Genomic DNA, 22,866 nt, shown 5'->3' on the forward strand with positions numbered 1-22,866 from the left:
GATATCCTTGATATAGAGTTGACACAGTGGCTTCCGCAACGACAAGTTAACGTACCGACCAGCAGCCAGCCAAGACGTGTCCCCCACTCTTCATCCTTGCCATCAATCAACCCTCTCCAACTGCCAGAGAATTTGGTTACCTTCCCGCCGCACGCGAGAAACAACCCAATTACGCCAGACCCAGTTGTCACCGCGACTGGTCACGGCACTGGCGTTAATATCCATGAGGTCTGCTAATTCAGAACTGGTAATCAAATAGCCTTTACTAGAAATTTCATCTGCAAAATGTAAAGTGTCTACCAGATCACGGAGTTGTTCAACTCTAATTTCACGCGGTAGGTTGTCGATCGCATCAGTCTGAGAAGCGGGATGGTTATCCATCGGGTGAGTTCACAAGTAAGTGTGGAACAGAAAGGCAGTCTAGACTCTAGAGGTTGACTGTGAATTTGATTCGCTGGGCCGTTCTGACTAAGGTTCTGTTCGACCGACAACGTCAGAACCGCGTGGCAAGATGCGTCCTTTCTGGGAGTAAGGCACTGATCACTGTGGGCTCAACTGTTGTAAAAAACAATTGATTAAAAAGCTAGCTGTTGTCTAAAGTCTAAGCCGGAAAGCGCAAAAAACTGGAAAGTGGTCGATTATAGCGTTGGAATTCTATGACATCTAGGAGATTTTTTAGCAAATAGTTAAAATAAGCTCCAGACCTTCGCGAAATTTGAACCGCTGTAAGAGCTTACAGCCTACGGTCTGGCTCTGATGCTTTTTCATGTGCGTGGACGAACTTTATGACGTTAGGCGAACGTCTCAAACTCAAACTTCTCTTCCCCACTCCTCACTTCCTAATCCCCACGCTTCGAGGTCGAAGATACTGGAGTTTTCTGTATGCCACTTCGTCCACCTCAAGCCATTGATGCGCCTGCTGTCAACAAACGTCCCGTCATTGGTCTCGCAGCCGACCTGCCGCTAGTGGTAGATGACCAGCCGGATACACACACGGCTGTCTTCCCTCCCCAGATTTGCTTTGAGCACTGTTTTAGTATGAGCGTTTGTCAGAGCTAGCAGCGGATTTTGTAGTTGCTGTAAAGAACAGTCAATTGCTTTCCTCTGCCACAAGCTTGTCACATTTCCTCATTAGACTCTGGAATATCTCTAAATCTCTCAATGAGATAAAGCTCTCAATGAAGTTCCCAGAGATGACAATAAAAGCTACCTTCCTGAGGTCATCCATGAAAGCCCCCCTTCCAGAGAATGAGGAGCAAAGAATCTCCAAACTGCTCAGCTACAACATCCTTGATACCCAATCAGAAACGGCTTACGATGACATTGTTCAATTAGCCTCCCACATTTGTCAAACGCCGATTTCCGTAGTGAGTTTGGTTGATACCGATCGGCAGTGGTTCAAAGCAACGGTTGGGCTAGCAGCTAGTGAAACCCCGCGTGACCTGGCCTTTTGTGCCCACGCGATCTTGCAACCCTCGATCTTGGTTGTGCCGGATGCTAGAGAAGATGCTCGCTTTGCCGACAACCCTCTGGTTACGGGGGCACCTCACATTCGCTTTTATGCAGGTGCCCCTCTAATCACCGCAGATGGTCTGGCACTGGGGACGCTCTGCGTCATTGACTCTCAACCCCGCGCCCTTTCTCCTGAGCAGACCAGTGCACTGTCTGCCCTTAGTCGTCAGGTTGTGAGCCAGCTTGAGTTGCGGTTGAGCCATCAAAAGCTCATGCAGGAAATAGCCGAACACAAGCGCAGTGAAGCAACTCTTCAACAGGTGCAGACGCATTTGGAAAAAGAGCGAGGCTTTCTCAAAGCGATTCTGGACCACTTGACTGAGGGCATTGTTGCCTGCGACGAAAAAGGTGATCTGATGCTGGTTAATCGCGCGACCTGCGATTTTTATGGCTTGCCTGAAGTCCCGATGCCGACCGAACAGTGGGCTGACCACTTTGACTTGTATCTGGATGATGGTAAGACGCCGATGCAACCGCAAGATACGCCCTTAGTGCGTGCGTTTCAGGGAGAGATCGTTCATGAAACCGAAATGGTCATTGTGCCAAAGCTGGGCAAAACCCGGACTCTACTGACCAGTGGACGGGCGTTTTTTGACACTGCTGGAAACAAACTGGGCGCGGTTGTTGCCATGCATGACATCAGCGATCGCAAGCGGGCTGAAATCGATCGCGAGCGTATGGAAGCAGCTCTGCGGCACACTCAAACGCAGATGATTCAAGCCGAGAAAATGTCTGGGCTGGGTCAGCTTGTTGCAGGCATTGCCCACGAAATCAACAATCCAATCAGTTTCATTCATGGCAACCTTAATCCAGCCGCGCAGTATGCGTACGATCTGCTTAAACTGATAGACCTTTACCACGCTCAAATACCCGTTCCCAACCCAGCCACTCAGGCCTTTATTGAGGAAATTGACCTGGAATTTCTCAGGCAGGATCTACCAAAGCTGCTGAACTCAATGCAGAGCGGCACGGAGCGCATTCGAGAAATTGTCCTGTCACTGCGAAACTTCTCGCGGCTAGATGAAGCCGAAATGAAAGCCGTCGATTTGCATAAAGGCATTGACAATACCCTGGTTATTTTAGGCAATCGCTTGAAGCCGAAGGCAGGGCAACCTGGCATTGAAATTGTTCGAGAGTACAACAACTTGCCTATGGTTGAATGCTATGCCGGACAGTTGAATCAGGTGTTTATGAATGTTTTGAATAATGCGATCGAGGCCTTAGACGAACGCTCGGCGATCGAATCTCTGGAAGCACACTACAACACGCTGCCAAGCGAAAGCACGCTACAGTACGTGCCCACTATCACCATTAGCACTGAAGTCTTGCCTCATAAGGCGATTGCCATCCGCATAATCGATAATGGTTCCGGCATTCCAGAGCACATCCGCTCCAGGATTTTTGATCCGTTCTTCACTACTAAGCCAGTTGGTAAAGGCAGCGGGCTAGGGCTGTCTATTAGCTACAAAATCGTGGTGGAAAAGCATGATGGACAACTACAGTGTTACTCAAAGGCAGGGCAAGGAACCGAATTTGTGATTGAAATCCCCATCTTGCAGCCAGAGCCTAAACCCCTTACGTCTCATCCCGTCGCAAAGAAGCATTTTGAATTATCAGGGCATGATAGAGCAAGAATAACGTGCGGGAATCTCGGGTCCTATGAGAATCTTGTTGGTGGATGATGATGAGCTTTTGACTCAAGCGCTGACCAGCTTTTTGACCTCGCAGCACTATGCGGTTGATGTGGCAACGGATGGCGAAGCAGGGTGGGATTACAGTCAGGCTGCTACTTATGACCTGATTGTGTTGGATATTAGTCTACCTAAACTAGATGGCGTTCGCCTCTGTCAAAAATTACGGCGGCATCAATGCCATAGCCCCATTTTGTTGCTCACGGCAAAAGGCGATAGCTCCGATAAAGTCATGGGTTTGGATGCTGGTGCCGACGACTATCTAGTCAAGCCCTGCACTACGGAAGAGCTCTCTGCCCGCATTCGAGCGTTGTTACGTCGTCAGAGCCCATCGGTTACATCACTCCTGGAATGGGGCCATCTATGCTTAAATCCGGGTGCCTGTGAAGTGACCTATCAAGGACAATCGCTGACACTATCGCCGAAAGAATATGGCCTGTTAGAACTCTTCCTCCGCAATCCCCAACGGGTTTTTAGCAGCAGCATTATTCTGGAGCATTTGTGGGGCTTTGAAAATGCACCGGGCGAAGAAACGATTAGAACTCACATTAAACGATTACGACAGAAACTAAAAGCCGTAGGAGCCGCGGATGTGATTGATACAGTTTACGGGATGGGTTATCGCCTCAGTGCTCCTGTCGAAGTAGCACCTTCACCAACAATTGCACCTTCAGTGGCTGACGAGGCGCGAGCAGCCGCGATCGCCCTCTGGGATCAGTTCAAGCCGCCCATGCTGGAACGCATGAAGAGCCTGGATCAGGCGATCGTGGCTTGGAGCACAGGCGATCTGTCGGATCAACTGCGGCAGACAGCCATCGGCGATGCTCACAAACTGGCCGGTTCTTTAGGTATGTTTGGCTTCCCAGAGGGTTCCCGGTTGGGGCAAGCAATCGAGCACTGGCTTGAGACAGCGACGGACGGTGCAGCGGTTGACCCACTACAAGCCCTCGTCGTGGCGTTGTATCGAGAATTGGAGCACCCGCCCCAACCTTCAAAGAACGATTTACTCACCGCTTTAAGCGAAGAGAATGTAGATTTTAGGACAACTCCCGATCCGTCGTCGACACCGCTTACTACAGAAACTCCACAAACGGAGCAAGAGCCAAAGCCGTCGCGATCGTCCGAAATTAAAGTGCTGGTGGTGGATGACGATGCACTCGTACTGGCAACCTTACAGCAATGCTTGCCCCGTTGGGGGATCTGTCCCATCACTCTCAGTAATCCCTTAAGCCTGTGGGATGCCCTGGAACGCGAAAACCCCGATCTGCTGATCCTGGATATAGATATGCCTCACATCAATGGCATTGAAGTATGCCGGGTGATTCGCAACGGCAATGCCTGGAACGGGTTGCCGATTTTGTTTCTGACTGCCCATCGAGATCCGGAGATCATCCTCCAACTTTACAGCGCTGGGGCAGATGACTATGTTGCCAAACCCTTTACCGAGCCGGAAGTCGTTACCCGCATCTTCAACCGTCTGGAACGGAATCGGTTGCTGCAGCATTGGCGGAGACCAACCTCTTAGAGCTTTCTAGTAAACAAAAGACCCTGAGGGGCAGGTTTGATCAAAGGTTAACGGCTAGATGACAAGACTCTGGCAAAAACTGCCCGTACCTAACGGTAAAAATTTTCTTGGCGATCGCCTTCAACGGGGTTGTCAAACAGCGCCGCTCTCACCAGTCATATAGCTGTCGCCACAGAGCTTAGGCTATGGGAATGCCTGCACTCCGTCCTAACTCGTAGGGTTACTGTGATACAACCCTGACCACGATCGCTTAGGACTGTAAACCCTTTCAGCCATCGGCAAGTTCTGCGGCCGCCTTAGTCTCTTGCAACGAACTATTGCTCTAGCCTCTACGCCTTAGATCAATCTGTCGTATGATGACAAAAGTGCGTTATTGTGTTCTCTCATGTCAGCAAGGGAACACTTGATTAGGTATCAGAGGCTTGAGCTTTTGCTGCGATGTTTACTTTGCGGTGAGCCGATTCAGTATGGGTACGAAACGAATTTTGGTGATTGATGATGAGGCAGATATCTGCGAAATCGCCAAAGTGAGCCTGCAAATCACTAAACAGTGGCAGGTGCTGACGGCATCGTCGGGTGAGGAAGGAGTGGCGATCGCAGCCGAAAAGCAACCCGATGCCATTCTCCTCGATGTCGTCATGCCCGAAGTGAATGGACTCATGACTCTGAAAGCGCTCAAAGACAATCCGGCAACCCGACTCATCCCCGTCGTTATGCTCACGGCTACTGGAAACATTGCCACCAAGCAGCAGTACGCTGAACTTGGAGCCAAAGCTGTGCTCACCAAACCCTTTGATCCAGGTGTATTAGGTGACCAAATTATCACTGCCCTGGAATGGTAAACTGCAATCTACTGGTCGCTTAGGATCGTGGATTAATTGATCTGAACCATTTCCCTTCTGTAGTAGGGACGTTCCGTGGAACGTCCCTACAGAAAGAATTCCACTTTATTAAATCTGCGTTCCTTAGGAACAACTTCAGACCCAATCTTCTGGCGCCGCTTCACCTCGCTTGATCGTAACGGTATCTTGAGTCTGTGCGATCGCGACTCTTTGATCCCTTCTTTACGACAAAGCCGATTGGCAAAGGGACCGGGTTGGGCTTGTCTATCAGCTACCAGGTTGTGGCCGAAAAGCATGGTGGCAACTTGCAGTGCGATTCCACGCCGGGGCAGGGCACGAAATTTGTCATTGAAATCCCGATTCGTCAGGAAGAGTCCTAGCACTCTGATGGCGGTTGCCACGCAAATGTCACATTTTTTCTCTAGACTCTTAGATATAGTGGTAAGCATACAGATGGTTGACAGCTCATGTTTTGAGGGTAGTGCTTGTAGCGTTTAACCTGTTCTTACAGTTTGCAGACGATCGAAGCGACAACCCTTACTGGAGCTAAGCTCAATTTCAGACTGAAAAACCAGTGCTAGAGCGATGACCACCAGCCATCCTGAACAATGAATGTTGACACAACTAGCCCCTCATCGAGCACTACCCCTAAACCAAGATTCTGTAGAGATGACGCTTCCTCTAGTGATCAACGAAAGCCAGGTGCGGCCATTCAAGTATTGGCAGGAGGGGATTCAACAGGGAATCCGTTACAATAACGACCTCTACGCTCACTTCCAGTCTTACTCCAAAACCGAACGACTGAAAGCGTATGATATTGCCTCTGAGCAAGCACAAAAGGGCGTCTCTGTCTGTATGACGGTCTCCAAAACCCACTACACGATCTGGCTCAGCTTACGATCGCTCAGTCACGCTACACATGGCAATCAACTGCTGAACAAAGCGAAAGCGCTCAGCTAAAGACGACTTACTGCCAGCCACTAACCCACTAATCCAATTAAACCGTCTTTATGAGGTCGAGATGAGGCTTTCTCCAACCACTTGTTATTACATCCGTAAACTACTCTGTCGCTTTCAAGGGGATGTCAAAGGCACGGCTGCTTCAAAAGCAGTGCCCACTGACGCGCTCTCAAATATCGATGAAGTGTTACAAAGCCTTTACCCGTCAGTGACCGAGATTTCTAGTGTGATCCAACGGCTTGAAAGCCTGGTCTATCTTCATAAGAGTATTCATGCTCAAACATCTTTATATGCCAACTACGTACATGAATTAACGAAGTTAGAGCAACAAATTTTTCGGCTTCTAGCTTTCAGAAGGTTAGAGTCTGATTGAGGGGCTCAAGTGAGTTTGGCTTCTTTCACCGACCGCAGATCTGCTCAGCTTCTACCAGGACTTAAATGATGATCATGGCTGAAGACCCTAATCAATGTAGCGTAGGGAGACCCTATTCAATGAGTTTACTAGGGAACACGGCACTCTCTATCTGCCATGAATTACGCACCCCATTGACGTCAATTCAGGGAGCGCTGGGTCTTCTGCATACTGGTCAATTAGGATGTTTATCAGACGAGGGGCAGCGAGTACTCGCGATCGCCATCAACAATGTCAACCGCCTGACGCGTCTGGCAAACGCCATGGAAGATCAACCACTGCTCCCCATGACGCTGCTGGCAGAAGGGAACATTGAGCAGTTACAGCTGGAGAATGCACTCTACGGAGCACTCGATCGCCAAGAATTTCAGCTTGCTTATCAATCCATCGTCTCTGTAGACAACAACAGTATTATTGGGTTCGAGGCACTAGCCCGGTGGTACCATCCCAGTAAAGGGGTCATTTCGCCTGACATCTTTATTGCATTGGCAGAAAAAAATCAATGCATCCATCCACTGGGGCTCTGGATTCTGGAACAAGCTTGCCGCCAACTTTACACCTGGCAGCAGCAGTTTTCTGCTCATCCCTCTCTCACAATGAGTGTGAACCTCTCTGCTCTACAGCTCCTGCAACCCAATTTAGTGCAAGAGGTGCAGCAGATTCTTGAAAAGACTCAGGTGAGGCCTAGCAGTTTGAAGCTAGAGATTACTGAAAGTATGCTCATCGAAAATCAGCAGGAGGCGATCTTTGCACTCTCACAACTCAGAGACATGGGCATTCAACTGTATGTTGATGATTTTGGCACTGGCTATTCCTCTCTGGGACGACTGCAAGATCTGCCGATCGATGTGCTAAAAATCGATCGCTCCTTCGTACAAAGTCAACAATGGGATATTAGCGAAACGATCGTGCTTTTAGCAGCCAAACTAGGCTTAGATGTGATTGCAGAAGGTGTAGAAACTGCCGAGGATCAGGCAGCCTTAGAGGCAGTAGGATGTACTAAAATGCAAGGCTACCATTTTTCTAAACCGCTTAATAGCCAGGCGGCAACGGCGCTGATTACAGCTTCTCACTATAGTTAAAGATTACAGTTAAATGTAGTACGTGTAATACATAAATTTTCGCCCAATCGCACGAAGAAGGGCTTAGGATCGGGGCAAAATAGCCATAGCGGTTAGTGAAAACCGGACTGAAGATGACTACTGAGCAGGTTAGCACAGCCACTGGCTACATTCTCATCGTCGATGATAACCCGGTTAACTTAGAGGTCTTAGCCAGACGGCTAGTGAAGCACGGGTATAGCGTCAATGTGGCTGCAGATGGCCCAACCGCCTTACAGCTGATTGCGGTCAACCTGCCTGACCTCATTTTGCTCGACATTATAATGCCGGAAATGGATGGGTATGAGGTCTGCCAACGGCTCAAAGCCGATGAAAAAACTCGCCACATTCCCGTGATCTTCCAGAGTGCTTTGGAAGACATGCCCGATAAAATCAAAGCCTTTTCAGTGGGCGGGTCAGACTTCATCACCAAGCCGTTTCAGCCACAAGAGCTTCTGGTGCGGGTTGAGCATCAGTTGCAAAGGGTGTGGCTGCAGAGGGAAACGCAACAACAGAAGCAGCAATTAGTCGAACAAAATCAACAGCTTCAGCGAGAGATTGGTGAACGCGATCGTGCCCTGTTTGAGCGTGAGCAGGCAGAACGATCGCTGGACCGAGAACGAACCGATCTCCACCATGCCAATACCCGCCTATCAGCGCTTATGAGCAACCTCCAGGCTGGGGTGCTGGTTGAAGATGAGTCGCGCCGGATCGTGCTGGCAAATCAGCCGTTTTGTGATCTGTTTGGCATTCCAGTACCGCCCCAGCAGTTGATTGGTACGGACTGTTCTGAGTCGGCCGAGCAAGTGAAAGCACTCTTTGCTGAACCTGAGGTGTTTCCAGCGCGCATCCAACAAATCCTACAGGAACAGCAGATCGTTGTTGCTGAAGAAATTTGGCTGGCAGACGATCGCGTCGTTGAACGAGACTACATCCCCATCATTCAAGACCAGGTCTATCAGGGGCATTTGTGGCAGTATCGCGACATTACTGCTAGCAAAGCAACCGAGATCGAACTGCGTCTCAAGACGAAAGCACTCGCTGATTTTAGCGCTAGCCTCAAAGAGCTGCACCGCCTCAACATGACTGACTTTGACAGTCTTGAGGCGCTCTTTGCTGACTACATTCAAACCGGTTGCACCGTCTTGGATTTTTCGGCGGGGGCGATCGGTCGCATTCAGGAGGAGACCTACACGTTCCTTGCCATCCAGTCAGACTTTGAGCAGCTAGTTCCTAATCTGACCATTAATTTACAAGAGGCCTATTGTGGCAAGGTGATCGAACGACGGTCAACGGTCTCCTTTCATCATGTGGGCGAGATAGAGGAGATGCGCTGTCATCCCCTCTATGAAGCGTTAAAGCTGGAATCCTATCTGGGCACTCCCATTTTTGTGGAAGGAGAGCTGTTTGGGACGCTCTGTTTCTTCTCGACGCAGCCGAGACCCCACGGTTTTGAGCAGCATGAGAGAGAAATCATTGAGCTGATGGCTCAAAGCATTGGCAAGTTTATCCGCGTTCAAGAAATCGAAGCAACGCAACGACAGGCAGAGCAAGAAGTGCGTCTGCTCCTGACTCTAACCCAACAGATTGCGGCGGCCTCTGACTTTAACCAGGCGCTTGAAATCGCTTTACGGACTCTCTGTGCCGCAACGGGTTGGATTTATGGCGAAGTCTGGCTCCCCAATGCAGATGGCTCTGTTTTGGAATGTAGTCCGATCTGGCATTGCAATCGGAATCATAAAACGCCCGCAGCGATCGCGCTCGTCGAACAATTTCGCCAGAAGATTGCGAGAACAACGTTGCAGTCGGGTCAGGGCAGTGCAGGACGTATCTGGCAAAGCCAGAAAGCAGAATGGATGCCGGATATTGAACGTTTTCTCAGAGATTCGCCCACGTCTACCCACTCTAATGATCGACGGTTGTCCTCCAATACGTTTGGGTTGAATGTCCATTTTGGTGTTCCCATCATGGTGGCGGGCGATCGCGGTGTAGCTAGTCACCTCAAGCAAGCGGAGCCGTTCCAGACTTCTGCTGACACATCTCAACCAAGCGTGGTGGCAATCCTGGTCTTCTTTATTGCGCAGTCCTCACCACAGGATGAGCGGCTGACCCAACTTGTTTCAGCCGTAGCAGCCCAACTAGGCATTATTTTGGCTCAGAAACAAGCCGAAGCCGAACTGCAAGCAGTCTTTAGAGCCATGACCGATGTCGTGGTTGCCAGGAATGCGAATGGACGCTGCCTCAAAATCGCCCCAACCAGCCCCAACCTGGTGAAGCCAGCCGGTGAAATGGTTGGTAAAACGCTGCACGAAACCTTCCCGCCTGCGATCGCGGATCTGATCCTTAATGGCATTCGCACCAGTCTGGCAACGAACCAGACGATAGAACTGGAGTACAACGTCTCCATTCAGCAGCGAGAGGTGTGCCTGTCAGCACGCATTTCCCCGCTATCAGAGAAAGCGGTCATTCTGGTCGCACGCGATATTACAGAGCGCAAGCGTGTTGAAGGGGCACTGCAACAAAGTGAGGCTCAAAATCGGGCGTTTTTGGATGCCATTCCCGATCTGTTGCTGCGCGTGAATCGAGACGGCTATCACCTGGACTATATTCCGCCCAAAAACTTCAAAGATGTGTTTGGTCATTGCAATCGCTTGCATAAAACCATTTTTGAAACACTGCCGACTGAGCTCGCTCAGCAGCAAATGCAGTTTATCCAGGCAGCTCTAGCAACCGGTAAAACTCAGGTTTACGAACATCAGTTTGAGGACGTCGGCAACACCGTTTACGAGGAAGTGCGCATCTCGGCCAGCGGAGAAGACGAAGCGTTAATGGTCATTCGGGATGTCACACAACGTAAGCAAACCGAAAATGCACTGCGAGAAAGCGAAGAACGCTTTCGTGCCATCTTTGAACAGGCAGCCGTTGGGATTGGTCTGGCAAATATGTCTGGTCAAATCATCCGAGTCAATAAAGGACTTTGTGATCTGTTGGGGTACACACAATCTGAATTAGTCGGTAAGACCTTTCAGGAGCTTACTCACCCAGATGACTGGCACCAAAGCTTAATCAGTATTCGTCGAGCCTTGGCAGGAGACGTTCAAACCTTCTCTCTAGAAAAGCGCTATGTCTGTAAGAGTGGTCAGTTGCAATGGGTGCATTTGACAGCGTCCTTAATGCGTGATATCAGCGGTGAACCCCAATATTTCATTGGCATTATTGAAGATATCCAGGAGCGCAAAGAAGCAGAGGAAGTTTTACAAAAGGCAAAAGAAGCGGCACTGAGAGAAGCGGCGCAAAGCGCAGATGCTAACCGCACCAAGAGTGAGTTTTTAGCCAACATGAGTCACGAATTGCGCACTCCACTCAACGCCATCTTAGGGTTTACACAACTGATGGTACGAGACAGTTCACTGACTCAGACGGCTCATGAATACCTGCAAATTATTAGCCGTAGCGGCGAACATTTGCTTAACCTGATTAATGATGTTTTGGAAATGTCCAAGATTGAGGCAGGACAGGTTTTATTGCACCCCAGTTCTTTTGATCTATACGATCTGCTGCAAAATCTGGAAGAAATGCTGCAATTGAAAGCCGAATCCAAAGGGCTAGAGCTGATCTTCGACTGCGACTCCTCGATTCCTCGCTACATCCAAACAGACGAAGGCAAACTATGCCAGGTGCTCATTAATCTATTGGGTAATGCGATTAAGTTTACGCAACAGGGAGAGGTGACACTGCGCGTCAGGAATCAAGAGACAACTCAAAACGCTCTTCCCCACTCCTCGTTCCCCACTCCTCACTCCCTACTCTTCGAGGTCGAAGATACCGGACCAGGTATTGCCTCACAGGAATGGGAACGTTTATTTGAGCCGTTTGTACAGTCAAGCAATGGGCAAAGCCATGAAGGCACGGGACTGGGCTTACCGATTAGCCGAAAGTTTGTGCAGTTAATGGGGGGAGACATTACCATTGACAGCGCCCTGAATCAGGGAACCAGGATTCAGTTCGGTATTCAGGTGCAGTTGGCTCAACCGCATGATGTTCGGGTTCGACAGCCCCTGCGCAGGGCGATCGCTCTGGCTCCTGGGCAGGCTCCGTGCCGGATTCTGGTCGTAGACGATCACCCGGAGAGCCGTCAACTGCTCGTTCGCCTGCTGCAATCGCTGGGCTTTGAGGTGCAAGAAGCAGTCAATGGAGAAGCGGCGATCGCGTGCTGGCAAACCTGGCAACCACACCTCATCTGGATGGACATGCGCATGCCTGTGTTGAATGGCTTTGAAGCCACTAAGCGCATTCGGTCTGTAGAGACGTCGCCGGACACACCTTTACAGAGCACAATCATTATTGCTCTCACTGCGAGCGCTTTTGAAGAAGAGCGGGCAAAAGTTTTGGCAGCGGGGTGTAATGATTTTGTTCGCAAGCCGTTTCGAGAAGAAGTGATTTTGGAAAAAATTGCAAACCATTTGGACGTGCGGTATGTCTACGAGGACGGTGACGAGAGTAGAGATGGATCGGCCACGAATATTAGTAGAAAGGCGACTCAAGCATACGACACCCCTGAGTCCTATCCTCAAGGGCAGTCGCAACCCTACATCTCCCTACAACGGGAAAGCCAGGTACAGCCCTCATCTCTAAGTATCATGCCTGATGAGTGGAAACAACAGGTGCATCAAGCGGCCATCTTGGGCTCGGATCGACAACTACTAGAATTGATCGAGCAAATTCCCGAAACCCACACCTCACTGGCAAATACGCTCACCAAATGGGTTCGCAACTTTCAGTTCGATCAACTCCTCACCCTTACTCAGCCTGAGCTCAGATGAATCTCGACTCAACAGACATCATTAAAGGAACCATTCTGGTTGTTGATGATTCACCAGACAATCTGCGTGCCATGTCAATGACCTTAACCAAACGTGGTTATAGGGTTCGCTGTGCCACTAATGGCGAGACAGCCTTGGTTAGCATCGACAATTGTCTACCTGATCTCATTTTGCTCGATATTCGCATGCCCATTATGAATGGGTATGAAGTTTGTCAGCACTTAAAAGCCAATGCTGCAACAAAACACATTCCCATTATTTTTTTAAGTGCAGCGGATGATGTCGAGGGTAAGGTAAAAGCCTTTGCGATCGGCGGCGTTGATTACATCACCAAACCGTTTCAGACTGAAGAAGTTTTAGCTCGAATTGCCAACCAACTAACGATTCAACAACTACAGCAGCAACTGACTGAGCGCAACCAACGCTTACAGCAAGAGATTAAAGAACATAAGCAAACGATGGGAGCGCTGCAAGATGCCGTAGAAGCGGCAGAAGCCGCGAATGAGGTGAAAAGCAAATTTCTGGCAACCATGAGCCATGAACTACGCACCCCCTTGAATGCCATCCTGGGTTTTGCTGAACTGATGATGAGCCAGTCCTCCCTCTCTGCGGAGCATCAGGATTATTTAGCCAGCATTAGTCAGAGTGGACAACACCTGCTTAAATTGCTCAATCATCTTCTGGCAGTGACTAGCGCTGAAGCCAGTAACATTTCACTGCATCAGCGGGATTTTGATTTGCATCACTTACTCAAGATGATGGCCTCAATTTTGGAGCAAAAGGCAACTGAGAAAGGATTGGAGCTGCTGATTGAATGTGCTCCAGCCGTACCTCAACACATTCATGCCGATGAAAACAAGCTCCGCCAGGTGTTAATGAACCTGCTAGAAAACGCCATTCAGTTTACACAACGGGGAACCGTATCGCTGCGAGTGAAGGTTGAGGGTGAGAGGACGCGGCAGCAGGACAGTGAGAGAAGCAATGAAACCCTCTCTCCCCAGAGCTCTATCGCCTCTTCTAATCTGTCTATTCCCCTGATTTTTGAGATCGAAGACACTGGAACAGGGATTGCTTTCCACGAAATCAACCATTTATTTCAGATGTTCTCACAGACCGAGACGGGGCAACGTTCTAAGCGAGGACTGGGGTTAGGGTTGTTTGGCAGCCGTCAGTTTATACAAGTGATGGGTGGAGATATCACGATCGCCAGTACGCCTGGACAAAAAACGATGGTGCGGTTTTATATTCTTGTGCACCCAGTTGAGTTCGATTTGATGCAACCCTCGGTTCAAGCGGGCGATCGTGCTACTGCTTTCCCCATTCAGGCTCTTGCTGAGCCGTCGCTCAACGATACCGAAGCATGGCTGCTGGAAGCAATGCGAATGGCGATGCCTGCCGATTGGCTAGCACACCTTCATCAAGCGGCGATCAAAGGGTTTGACCACCAAATTTCCCGGCTGATCCAGCGGCTTCCACCAGCCCATGAGCCTCTTGCCAGAGCACTCACCGATTGGAACCAAAATTTTCAATTCGATCGGATTGTGACAATTACCCAGCAACTTTTGGAACGAACCCCGTGATTTAACGCCATGACTACTTTGCTCGACAGTGCCATCAAACGTCACCCTCCCACGATCGCAGCGCATGCGTTTGTGCAGGAGGCGATCGTGGTACTGAACCAAGCAAACGACTCTTGCCTTCTGGTAGTTGACGCAGCGTCGTCTCGATTGATTGGCTTGTTTAACGAGCGAGATGTTGTGCAGCTCATGGCATCTAGTGCGGACGTGTCTACCCGACCTCTATCAGCCGTCGTAACCGCTCAGTGCCTGGCATTGAACGAAGCGGATCTCCAAGGGATTGATGCGATCGTGGCTCTGTTTGAGCAGCAGCAACTTTGTGCCTTACCGATTGTGAATGATCAAGGGCAACCGACGGGTCTTATTACCACCAGCAGTTTGTTACAGGCACTTAGTCTGAGAGCGCAGGACAGTCACAAAGAGATTGGCAATCGCCAGTCGCTTGAAATCAGTCACCAAGAGGCGGAAATAGCGCTGCGAAGGCAATTGAAACATACGCATTTGTTTCAAAAACTGACGGACGCAATTCACGCACAGTGCGGTTCTCAACGGATTTTTGAGACAACGGTGACTCAGCTTGGGCAGGTCTTTGGCATCAGTCAGTGCCATCTTTTAACCTACACAACCGCACCAACCTTCCGACTGGCTGTTGCCGCTGAGTATGCTGCCTTAGAGTCTCCGATGCCGATCGATGAGCTTCTGCTGACCGAAAATCCTTATGTGCTTCAGATCCTGGCACAGGATCATGCCATTGCTTCCCCCAATGTCTATGCCAATGCGTTGCTACAGCCCATGGAGCCACTGTGTCAGCGCCTCGGTTTAAAATCAACGCTGGCAGTGCGAACCTCATATCAAGGACAACCGAATGGCATCCTGACGTTACATCAGTGCGATCGCTTTCGACACTGGACACAGCGAGAAGTGCAATTAATCGAAGCGATCGCGGCTCAAGTTGGCATGGTCTTAGCCCAGATCGATCTGCTGGAGCAGGAGCAACAGCAACGGCAAGCGATCGAGCAACAAAACCTGATTTTGCAGCAAGAGATTCGTGAACGACAAGCCGCATTGCTTCATCTTCGGCAAGCAGAGGAGCGCTGGCAATTAGTTGTTCAGGCAAGCAATGACGGCATCTTCGATATCGATCTAACAACCGAGAATGTTTTTTACTCTGAGCAGTTTAAGCAAATACTGGGATACTCGAAGGATGAATTTTCGGATACCACCAGCCAATGGCGCGATCGCATACACCCTTATGATCGTGATCGCGTTATCGCTACAAAAGAGGCCTATCTCAGGCGAGAGATCCCGCAGTTGGCTCACGAGTATCGGCTTCGCTGCAAAGATGGTACTTACAAATGGATTTTCGATCGAGCGATCGGAGTCTGGGACGAATCTGGAACCCCAGTGAGGCTTTTAGGGGGCAGTACTGATATCAGCGATCGCAAACAGTTGGAATTAGCCTTAAAACAGTCTGAAGCCAAGCTCAGTCATGTGCTGAATAGCGCCAATGCCGCGATCGCTTCCATTCGAGTGTTTGGCACCCATACCTGGGAGGTGGAATATCGCTCGGTTGGGTATGAGAGAATCTTTGGCTTCCCTCTGGAACGATTTGTCGCCGACCCCAAGTTCTGGGCATCACAAGTGGTTTCAGATGATCTCAAGCAATATCAAGCACAACTCGTTGAAGACATTTTTGCTGGGCGCTCCGGTGTGGTGGAATATCGGTTTTATCACAGTGATGGCACGATTCATTGGATTTCTGAAATTTATACGCCCCAATGGGATGCCGCTGCAAATTGTTGGATTGTCACAACGGTTGATACCAACATTAGCGATCGTAAACGGATCGAAGAAACTCTGATACGGCAGCAAGAATTTCTCCGCTACGTGATTGATACGCCACCCAATCTTATTTTCGCCAAGGATTGGAACGGCAACTTTGTGTTAGCCAACCAGGCAGTAGCAGAAATTTATGGCACAACCGTTGAAGACCTGATCGGCAAAAATGATGCTGATTTCAACCCTGACCAGGCTGAAGTTGAGCATTTTCTGCAAGACGATCGTGAAGTCATCAGCACGCGCCAACCCAAGCTCATTGAAGAAACAGTGACGTCTGCAGCCGGTGTAAGTCAATGCTTCCAGACGATTAAAAAGCCGATTACGTCGATCGATGGTCTCTCTACGTTAGTGCTTGGAGTGGCTACCGATATCACCGATCGCAAGCAAATGGAGCAAGCTCTGCGATTAATTGTTGAGGGCACCTCAGCTCAAATAGGGCATGATTTTTTCCATTCCCTCGTGTATCACTTGGCTGAAGTGTTGCAAGTTTCCTATGCCTCTATCGCCGAGTTAACCAAACCAGGAAAAAGCAAAGCACAGACGCTTGCTTTTTGGCAAGGGCATGAGTTGGGTGAAAATTTTGCCTATGATCTGGCTGGAACTCCCTGCGAACAAGTTTTAGCCGGAGCGGTTGTTTACTACCAAGATTCAATTCAGACGCATTTTCCACAGGATCACTATCTGGTAGACCTGGGCGTAGAAAGCTATTTCGGCATCCCATTAAATGACTCACTGGGAAATGTCATCGGGCATATATCAGTAATGAATAGCAAGCCTTTACCTCAAAATCAAATTTTTGAGCAAATTCTGCGCATTTTTGCCGCAAGAGCCGGAGCCGAGTTAGAACGTCAACAAGCAGAAGATCTTTCATCAGCTTTGCTTGCCCAAACCCAACAGCAGTCGATCGAGCTTGAGAAAGCCAGAGATGCGGCTGAGTCAGCCAATCGCGCCAAAAGCAACTTTTTGGCAAACATGAGTCATGAGTTGCGGACTCCACTCAATGCCATCTTAGGGTTCACTCAGATCATGAGCCACGATCGGCTGCTCAGCCTCGAAAACCGGGAGTATGTCAATATCATCAATCGCAGCGGACAGCATTTACTGTCACTCATCAACGATGTGCTAGAGATGTCTAAGATTGAAGCCGGCAGGCTCAAACTCTACGCTACTTGCTTCGATCTCTATCACCTGCTGGATACTCTTTACGAGATGCTCCATCTCAAAGCCAGTGACAAGCACATACTGCTTCGGTTTGATCGCTCCCACAACCTCCCGCAATACATCACCACTGATGAAGGAAAACTGCGTCAGGTTTTACTCAATCTGTTAGATAACGCGATTAAGTTTACGCAGAAAGGTAGTGTGACACTGCGAGTAGGCGTCGAGCGGGAGCCTGCGAGTATCGGAGAGCGGGAGAGCGTCGGCGAGAACCCCTCATCCTCTCATCTCTTCTTTGCGGTCGAAGATACCGGACCTGGCCTTGCACCCAGCGAATTGCAACGCTTGTTCACTCCTTTTGTGCAAACCCTCACGGGGCAGCAGTCTTCTGAGGGCACAGGCTTAGGGTTAGCCATTAGCCAGAAGTTTGTTCAGTTGATGGGGGGAACGATTAGCGTTGAGAGTGTGGTGGGTCAAGGCAGCCATTTTTGCTTTGCTATTCAGGTTTGTCCGGCTCAAGGAGCGCCGCCATCGGCACCCTACTTAGCACAACGAGTGATTGGGTTAGCCCCCGATTGCCCCCCCTATCGCGTGCTGATTGTCGAAGACCTCTGGGAGAACCAACAGATTTTAGAAAAACTGCTGAAACCTGCGGGCTTTGATGTGCTGGTTGCGAATAATGGACAGGAAGGCGTCCTTCTCTGGGAACACTGGCACCCTCATGTGATTTTGATGGACATGCGCATGCCGGTGCTGAATGGGTATGAGGCAACTCAGCAGATCCGCGCGAAAGAGTCATTGGTGAAGCGATCGGCTGGAGATGCCGCTGCGATTTATGATGAGCCCTTGACAAAAATCATTGCTGTAACTAGCAGTGCCTTTGACGAGGAACGCTCTGCGATTTTGGCGATGGGATGTGATGACTTTATTAGTAAACCGTTTCGCGAAGAGGTGGTTTTTGCTAAGTTAGCGCAGCATTTGGGTGTGCAATATCTCTACGAAACCAAAGATACCGTTGGGATGGAGGCCCAAGGTGCCTATTCATCCTTGCCTGGTGCCTTTGACAGCGGTGCAGTCTTAGATGCTTCATCCTTTGATGACATGCCTGATGATTGGATTATGGCGTTGCATAAGGCAGCCATTTTGGGCAAAGATCGCCAAATGTTGAAGTTGATTGAGCAATTGCCAAGTACGCATGTAAGGCTGGTTCAGGCACTGCAGGCATTAGTTAACAACTTCCATTTTGAAGCGATCGTCGAACTGACCACGCCAATTCAGCGATAAACACTCCGCAAAATGCAGCTAAATCTATTTTTGCCACGTCACGTTCTACTAATCACTACGGCTACTCTCTTGCTGCTGGTGCTTTTCGAGCTTGCAGAAGCCCTCCCCCGTCCAGTGACTGTGCGGATTAATCGCTGGTTGGCAATACGACAAAATTGGGGGCAGGTGACCTATCAGCAGCAGGGAAACTCGCGCACCGTAAAGCAGGGCGATCGCTTGCAAGCCGTTGGCGACGGGGTTACTACTGGAAAGCGTTCAGGCACCACCTTGGAGGTCGATACAGGTATTGGTTTTATCCAGGTGACAGAAAACACAAAGCTCAAGGTGCGATCGCTAGGAATCGCCTCGGATAATGGACGGATGACGGCGCTTGAGGTGCCGTATGGACAGGTTCGTCTACAGCTGCGGCGGTTTAATCACAGAGGGTCTTACCTGAAGATCCAAACGCCTGCGGGGGTGAGTGCCGTTCGCGGCACGGTCTTTGGCATGAGTGTACAGCCCAACGGCAAAACCGGGTTGGCAACGTTGAGCGGCGGCGTGGCGACCACTGCTCAAGGCAAAACGGTTTTAGTGCCCGCTGGCTTTCAGAACCTGACGCTTCCAGGCGAAACCCCTTCTCCTGCTGTGCCGCTTCGGGATGACACGACGTTGAACTACAAGGTGGAACGACAAATTAAAGCGAGCCTTCGAAGCCTTCGCATTCAGGGACAGGTCGATGCGGTGAATAGTGTTTTCGTTGGCGATACACCCCAAGCGACTGACCGGCATGGACGCTTTAGTCTTTTGCTTCCGGCCGCTTCTGTGCAGACACTTCAAGTGACGGTGCTTACACCCTTGGGACGGCGACAGGTTCACGAACTGTCTATTCGATTATGAAGCAGTCTCTAGTCCAACATTGCTGGCGTTTTCTTCCAGGGGGGCTGACCGCTGCCGCGATCGCTCTTCTTTTGAAGCTGGGCACTTTTCAGTCGTTAGAGCAGATCGCTTACCGCCACTTATTTCAAGCACGCGGCTCCATGCCTTGGGATGATCGGGTCGTATTAGTGGCGATCGATGATGCCAGTTTGAAACAATTGGGTCGCTTTCCCTGGTCGCGGCGCTACTATACCCAACTGCTCAACACGCTTTCGTCTGCAGAATCGAGTGTCGTTGTTATTGATTTACTCTGGTCAGAACCTAGTGCTGAAGATGCCTCCTTGGCACAAGCAATGATGCAACAGGGGCATGTTGTCTTAGCGCAGGCCTGGGATAAAACGGGAGCACCGCTATTGCCTGTTCCCGAACTGGCGACAGCAGCCATTGCCACCGGACATGTTTTGAAACGAGAAGAGGCCGATGGCTTAGTCCGGCAGGTGGATGTGCAGGTAAATGGGCAACTAGCGCTTGGAGTGGCCGCCGTGCAGGCATACAGCCTGGTACAAAACCCTGTATCGCTACCCAAGTTAGACCAACCCTTTTGGGTCAATTGGGTCAGCCCTGCCTCGCAGTTAAAGTCCTATTCCTTTGTGGATGTTGTTCAGGGCAACATTCCTGTCCAAGCCTTTCGTAACAAAATTGTTTTGGTAGGAGTCACAGCTGCTGGGCTTGATCCGCTGGTGACACCCTTCGATCGGAGCCCACCGACTGGCAGCGTGTATCTCCATGCCACCGTGGTGCAAAACCTGCTGCGCCAAAACGCACTGCAGCCATTGCAAGGAAACGGCTTATGGCTACTGCTTTTGTTGAGTGCACCCAGTTTGAGTTGGCTGCTGTCAACCTGGAACACGCGTCAACAATTGGCAGTCATTACCGGACTGTGCTTTGGTTGGGGCTTGCTAAGTTTGCTGCTGTTTCGTGCTAACTATTTGCTGCCGATCGTGCCTCCCATGGCGCTCTTTGTCACAACAGCGGTATCGTTTGCCCTCAGCGATCGCCTGCGAGAAGACTATTTGCTGCGCCAACAGCTGGCTCATCTCTGGAAGCACTACCGCAAAGACCTGATGATCAATGCTTCAGAAACCGATCATCCGTTGATTCCGGTACAAAAACAGAAGCTACCCCAGCCCAAAGATGCCGTGTCGCGGGTAGCCCAACTAGCAGCTCTGGCAGAGCAGTTGGGGCGTGCTCAAGCCACGCAAGCCACGATCGCCCAGACGTTATCGATCGGCCTGCTGGCAGCTGATCTGGATAGCATTGTTTGGTTTTGCAACCCGGTTGCTGCCAGAGTTCTTCAGATCACGGTGGGTAGCGACCTGAACGAGCAACTGATCCCTCATTGGCTCAGCCCACAGCAATGGCAGATCAGCCTGAAAGACCTGAAAGCAGGAGAAGCCGTCAAACACAGCCATTTGCAACAGGGCGATCGCTGGTTTCATCTCATTTTGCAACCCCTGGCCTACCGCACCTTGACTACAGACACACATCAAACCAGCAAATTAGATGGCTTTTTACTGCTGTTAGAAGATATTACTGAGCACAAACAAACAGAAACTGAACTGCAACGGGCAAAAGAAACAGCGATTAGCGAAGCCACACGAAGTGAAGAGGCTAACCGTGCTAAAAGCGCTTTTCTGACAAACATGAGTCATGAACTGCGAACGCCACTCAATGTCATTCTTGGCTTTACCCAGGTCATGAACCATGACGCATCAATGAGCCTGGAACATCAGAAACATCTGGAGATCATTAACCGTAGTGGACAGCATTTATTGGGCTTAATCAATGATGTGTTGGAAATGTCTAAAATCGAAGCAGGCCGAGTGCGGTTAAACGAAACGACATTTGATCTGCCTCATCTTCTGGATGATTTAGAAGCCATGCTGCGCAGCAGAGCCAGTGCTAAGCGCCTGCTCCTAACCTTTGAGCGCACATCTGCGTTACCTCGATACATCACTACCGATGAAGGCAAATTGCGCCAAGTATTGCTGAATCTGATTGGCAATGCCATCAAGTTTACAGAAGCAGGAAGGGTAACGCTGCGCGTCAGGAGCCAGGAACCAGGAGCCAGAAGTCAGGAGTTAAAGTCGTTGGCTCCACAAACGACGCGGGAGTCGATGACGTTAGAAGGAGCCGGAAGGGCGGCCACTCAAAGCTCTCCCGCACTCCCTACGGCCTACTCCCTCGTTTTCGAAATCGAAGACACTGGGCCGGGCATCACACAAGAAGAACTGAAGCATCTCTTTCAACCCTTTGCTCAAGCGAAAGCGGGTCAGCAAGCCAACGAGGGCAGCGGCCTGGGGCTCACCATTAGTCGAACGTTCATTAACCTGATGGGCGGGGACGTTATGGTGTGCAGCACGATCGCCCAGGGAAGTATTTTCACGTTTCATATCCGGGTGGCTCATGGCGATGCCATCACCATTGCCACGCCCTTGAACCGCGATCGCGTCATTACCCTTGCCCCTGACCAATGCACCTATCGCATTCTGATTGTTGAAGACCAGTGGGAAAACAGCCAGTTTTTGGTCAAATTATTGGTGCCGCTTGGCTTTGAGGTGCGTGAAGCCAGAAATGGCAGCGAAGGCATCACCGTTTGGGAGCAGTGGCAGCCAGACCTGATTTTGATGGATATCCGAATGCCAGTGATAGATGGCACTGAAGCAACGCAGAAGATTCGAGCGATCGAGCACGACAGAGAAACACAACGATCGGGCGATCGGGGAGATCCAGAGACACAGGGACATAGGGGTGATCCTGTCTCCTCCACCTCCCCGCTTCTTGTCTCACCACTCTCACTTCCCACCAAAATCATTGCCCTCACTGCTAGCGTCTTTGAAGAGACTGAAGCGGCTGCGGTTGCGATCGGGTGTGATGATTTTTTACGCAAACCCATTCAGGAAAATATGCTACTAGCTAAACTGGCAGAGCATTTGGGGGTACGCTATCTCTACGAAGCGTCCAAGCATCAGGAGGATACCGGGAGCGACGATACCACAGCCACAGTCACAACGCCCAATCTGCATCTTCATCTTGTGCAAATGCCGCCTGCATGGGCTGAGCAACTTCACCAGTCTGCGATCAGAGGATCGGATCGTCTGATCCTGCAATTGATTGAGCAGATTCCTGAACGCCATGCGCCTCTAGCTCACGTTTTAACAGACTGGGCCGATAACTTTCAATTTGATGAAATTATCAACTTAACGCAGTCGCTTTTGCCATGAGGCT

14 protein-coding genes are annotated in these 22,866 nt (G+C 50.2%); 13 read left to right on the forward strand and 1 reads right to left on the reverse strand.

Annotated elements, in window-relative coordinates:
• Nucleotides 1–102: 102 nt before the first annotated feature.
• Nucleotides 103–381, reverse strand: a complete 279-nt coding sequence (locus C7B82_RS17065) for a hypothetical protein (RefSeq protein ID WP_106257483.1) — start codon at nucleotides 379–381, stop codon at nucleotides 103–105.
• A 501-nt stretch (nucleotides 382–882) separates the two neighbouring features.
• Here C7B82_RS17065 and C7B82_RS32445 point away from each other — a divergent pair.
• The 13 genes from C7B82_RS32445 (at nucleotide 883) to C7B82_RS17125 (ending at nucleotide 22,862) form a co-directional block, all read left to right on the forward strand.
• Nucleotides 883–1,059: a hypothetical protein gene (locus tag C7B82_RS32445; RefSeq protein WP_181357541.1), complete on the forward strand. Its 177-nt coding sequence runs from the start codon at nucleotides 883–885 to the stop codon at nucleotides 1,057–1,059.
• Nucleotides 1,060–1,226: 167 nt separating this feature from the next.
• Nucleotides 1,227–3,194 (forward strand): GAF domain-containing sensor histidine kinase, encoded by a 1,968-nt coding sequence (locus tag C7B82_RS17070; RefSeq protein ID WP_181357542.1) that lies wholly within the window; start codon nucleotides 1,227–1,229, stop codon nucleotides 3,192–3,194.
• Nucleotides 3,172–4,728 carry a response regulator gene (locus C7B82_RS17075; RefSeq protein ID WP_106257484.1) on the forward strand — a complete coding sequence of 519 codons (1,557 nt, stop codon included), beginning with the start codon at nucleotides 3,172–3,174 and terminating at the stop codon, nucleotides 4,726–4,728. The genes C7B82_RS17070 and C7B82_RS17075 overlap by 23 nt, the downstream gene beginning before the upstream one ends.
• Before the next feature lie 467 nt (nucleotides 4,729–5,195).
• Nucleotides 5,196–5,570: a response regulator gene (locus C7B82_RS17080; RefSeq protein WP_106257485.1), complete on the forward strand. Its 375-nt coding sequence runs from the start codon at nucleotides 5,196–5,198 to the stop codon at nucleotides 5,568–5,570.
• Nucleotides 5,571–5,764: 194 nt separating this feature from the next.
• Nucleotides 5,765–5,950, forward strand: coding sequence for a sensor histidine kinase (locus C7B82_RS17085; protein WP_219904547.1), 186 nt, complete (start codon nucleotides 5,765–5,767; stop codon nucleotides 5,948–5,950).
• 289 nt (nucleotides 5,951–6,239) lie between these two features.
• Entirely contained in the window at nucleotides 6,240–6,530 is a 291-nt protein-coding gene (locus tag C7B82_RS17090; protein ID WP_106257557.1) for a hypothetical protein, read from the forward strand.
• A gap of 61 nt (nucleotides 6,531–6,591) precedes the next feature.
• Entirely contained in the window at nucleotides 6,592–6,903 is a 312-nt protein-coding gene (locus tag C7B82_RS17095) for a hypothetical protein (RefSeq protein ID WP_106257486.1), read from the forward strand.
• A gap of 119 nt (nucleotides 6,904–7,022) precedes the next feature.
• Nucleotides 7,023–8,024 (forward strand): putative bifunctional diguanylate cyclase/phosphodiesterase, encoded by a 1,002-nt coding sequence (locus C7B82_RS17100; RefSeq protein WP_245939960.1) that lies wholly within the window; start codon nucleotides 7,023–7,025, stop codon nucleotides 8,022–8,024.
• 113 nt (nucleotides 8,025–8,137) lie between these two features.
• Entirely contained in the window at nucleotides 8,138–12,865 is a 4,728-nt protein-coding gene (locus C7B82_RS17105; RefSeq protein ID WP_106257487.1) for a response regulator, read from the forward strand.
• Nucleotides 12,862–14,445, forward strand: a complete 1,584-nt coding sequence (locus C7B82_RS17110) for an ATP-binding response regulator (protein WP_106257488.1) — start codon at nucleotides 12,862–12,864, stop codon at nucleotides 14,443–14,445. Before C7B82_RS17105 ends, C7B82_RS17110 begins: the two co-directional genes overlap by 4 nt.
• Before the next feature lie 9 nt (nucleotides 14,446–14,454).
• On the forward strand, nucleotides 14,455–18,723 hold the full coding sequence (locus C7B82_RS17115) for a PAS domain S-box protein (protein WP_106257489.1): 4,269 nt from the start codon (nucleotides 14,455–14,457) through the stop codon (nucleotides 18,721–18,723).
• A gap of 12 nt (nucleotides 18,724–18,735) precedes the next feature.
• Nucleotides 18,736–19,599 (forward strand): FecR family protein, encoded by an 864-nt coding sequence (locus tag C7B82_RS17120; RefSeq protein WP_106257490.1) that lies wholly within the window; start codon nucleotides 18,736–18,738, stop codon nucleotides 19,597–19,599.
• Nucleotides 19,596–22,862, forward strand: a complete 3,267-nt coding sequence (locus C7B82_RS17125; RefSeq protein WP_106257491.1) for a CHASE2 domain-containing protein — start codon at nucleotides 19,596–19,598, stop codon at nucleotides 22,860–22,862. Before C7B82_RS17120 ends, C7B82_RS17125 begins: the two co-directional genes overlap by 4 nt.
• Nucleotides 22,863–22,866 lie beyond the last annotated feature (4 nt).

Origin of the sequence: Stenomitos frigidus ULC18 (assembly GCF_003003795.1) — a bacterium.
GTDB lineage: Bacteria > Cyanobacteriota > Cyanobacteriia > Leptolyngbyales > Leptolyngbyaceae > Stenomitos > Stenomitos frigidus_A.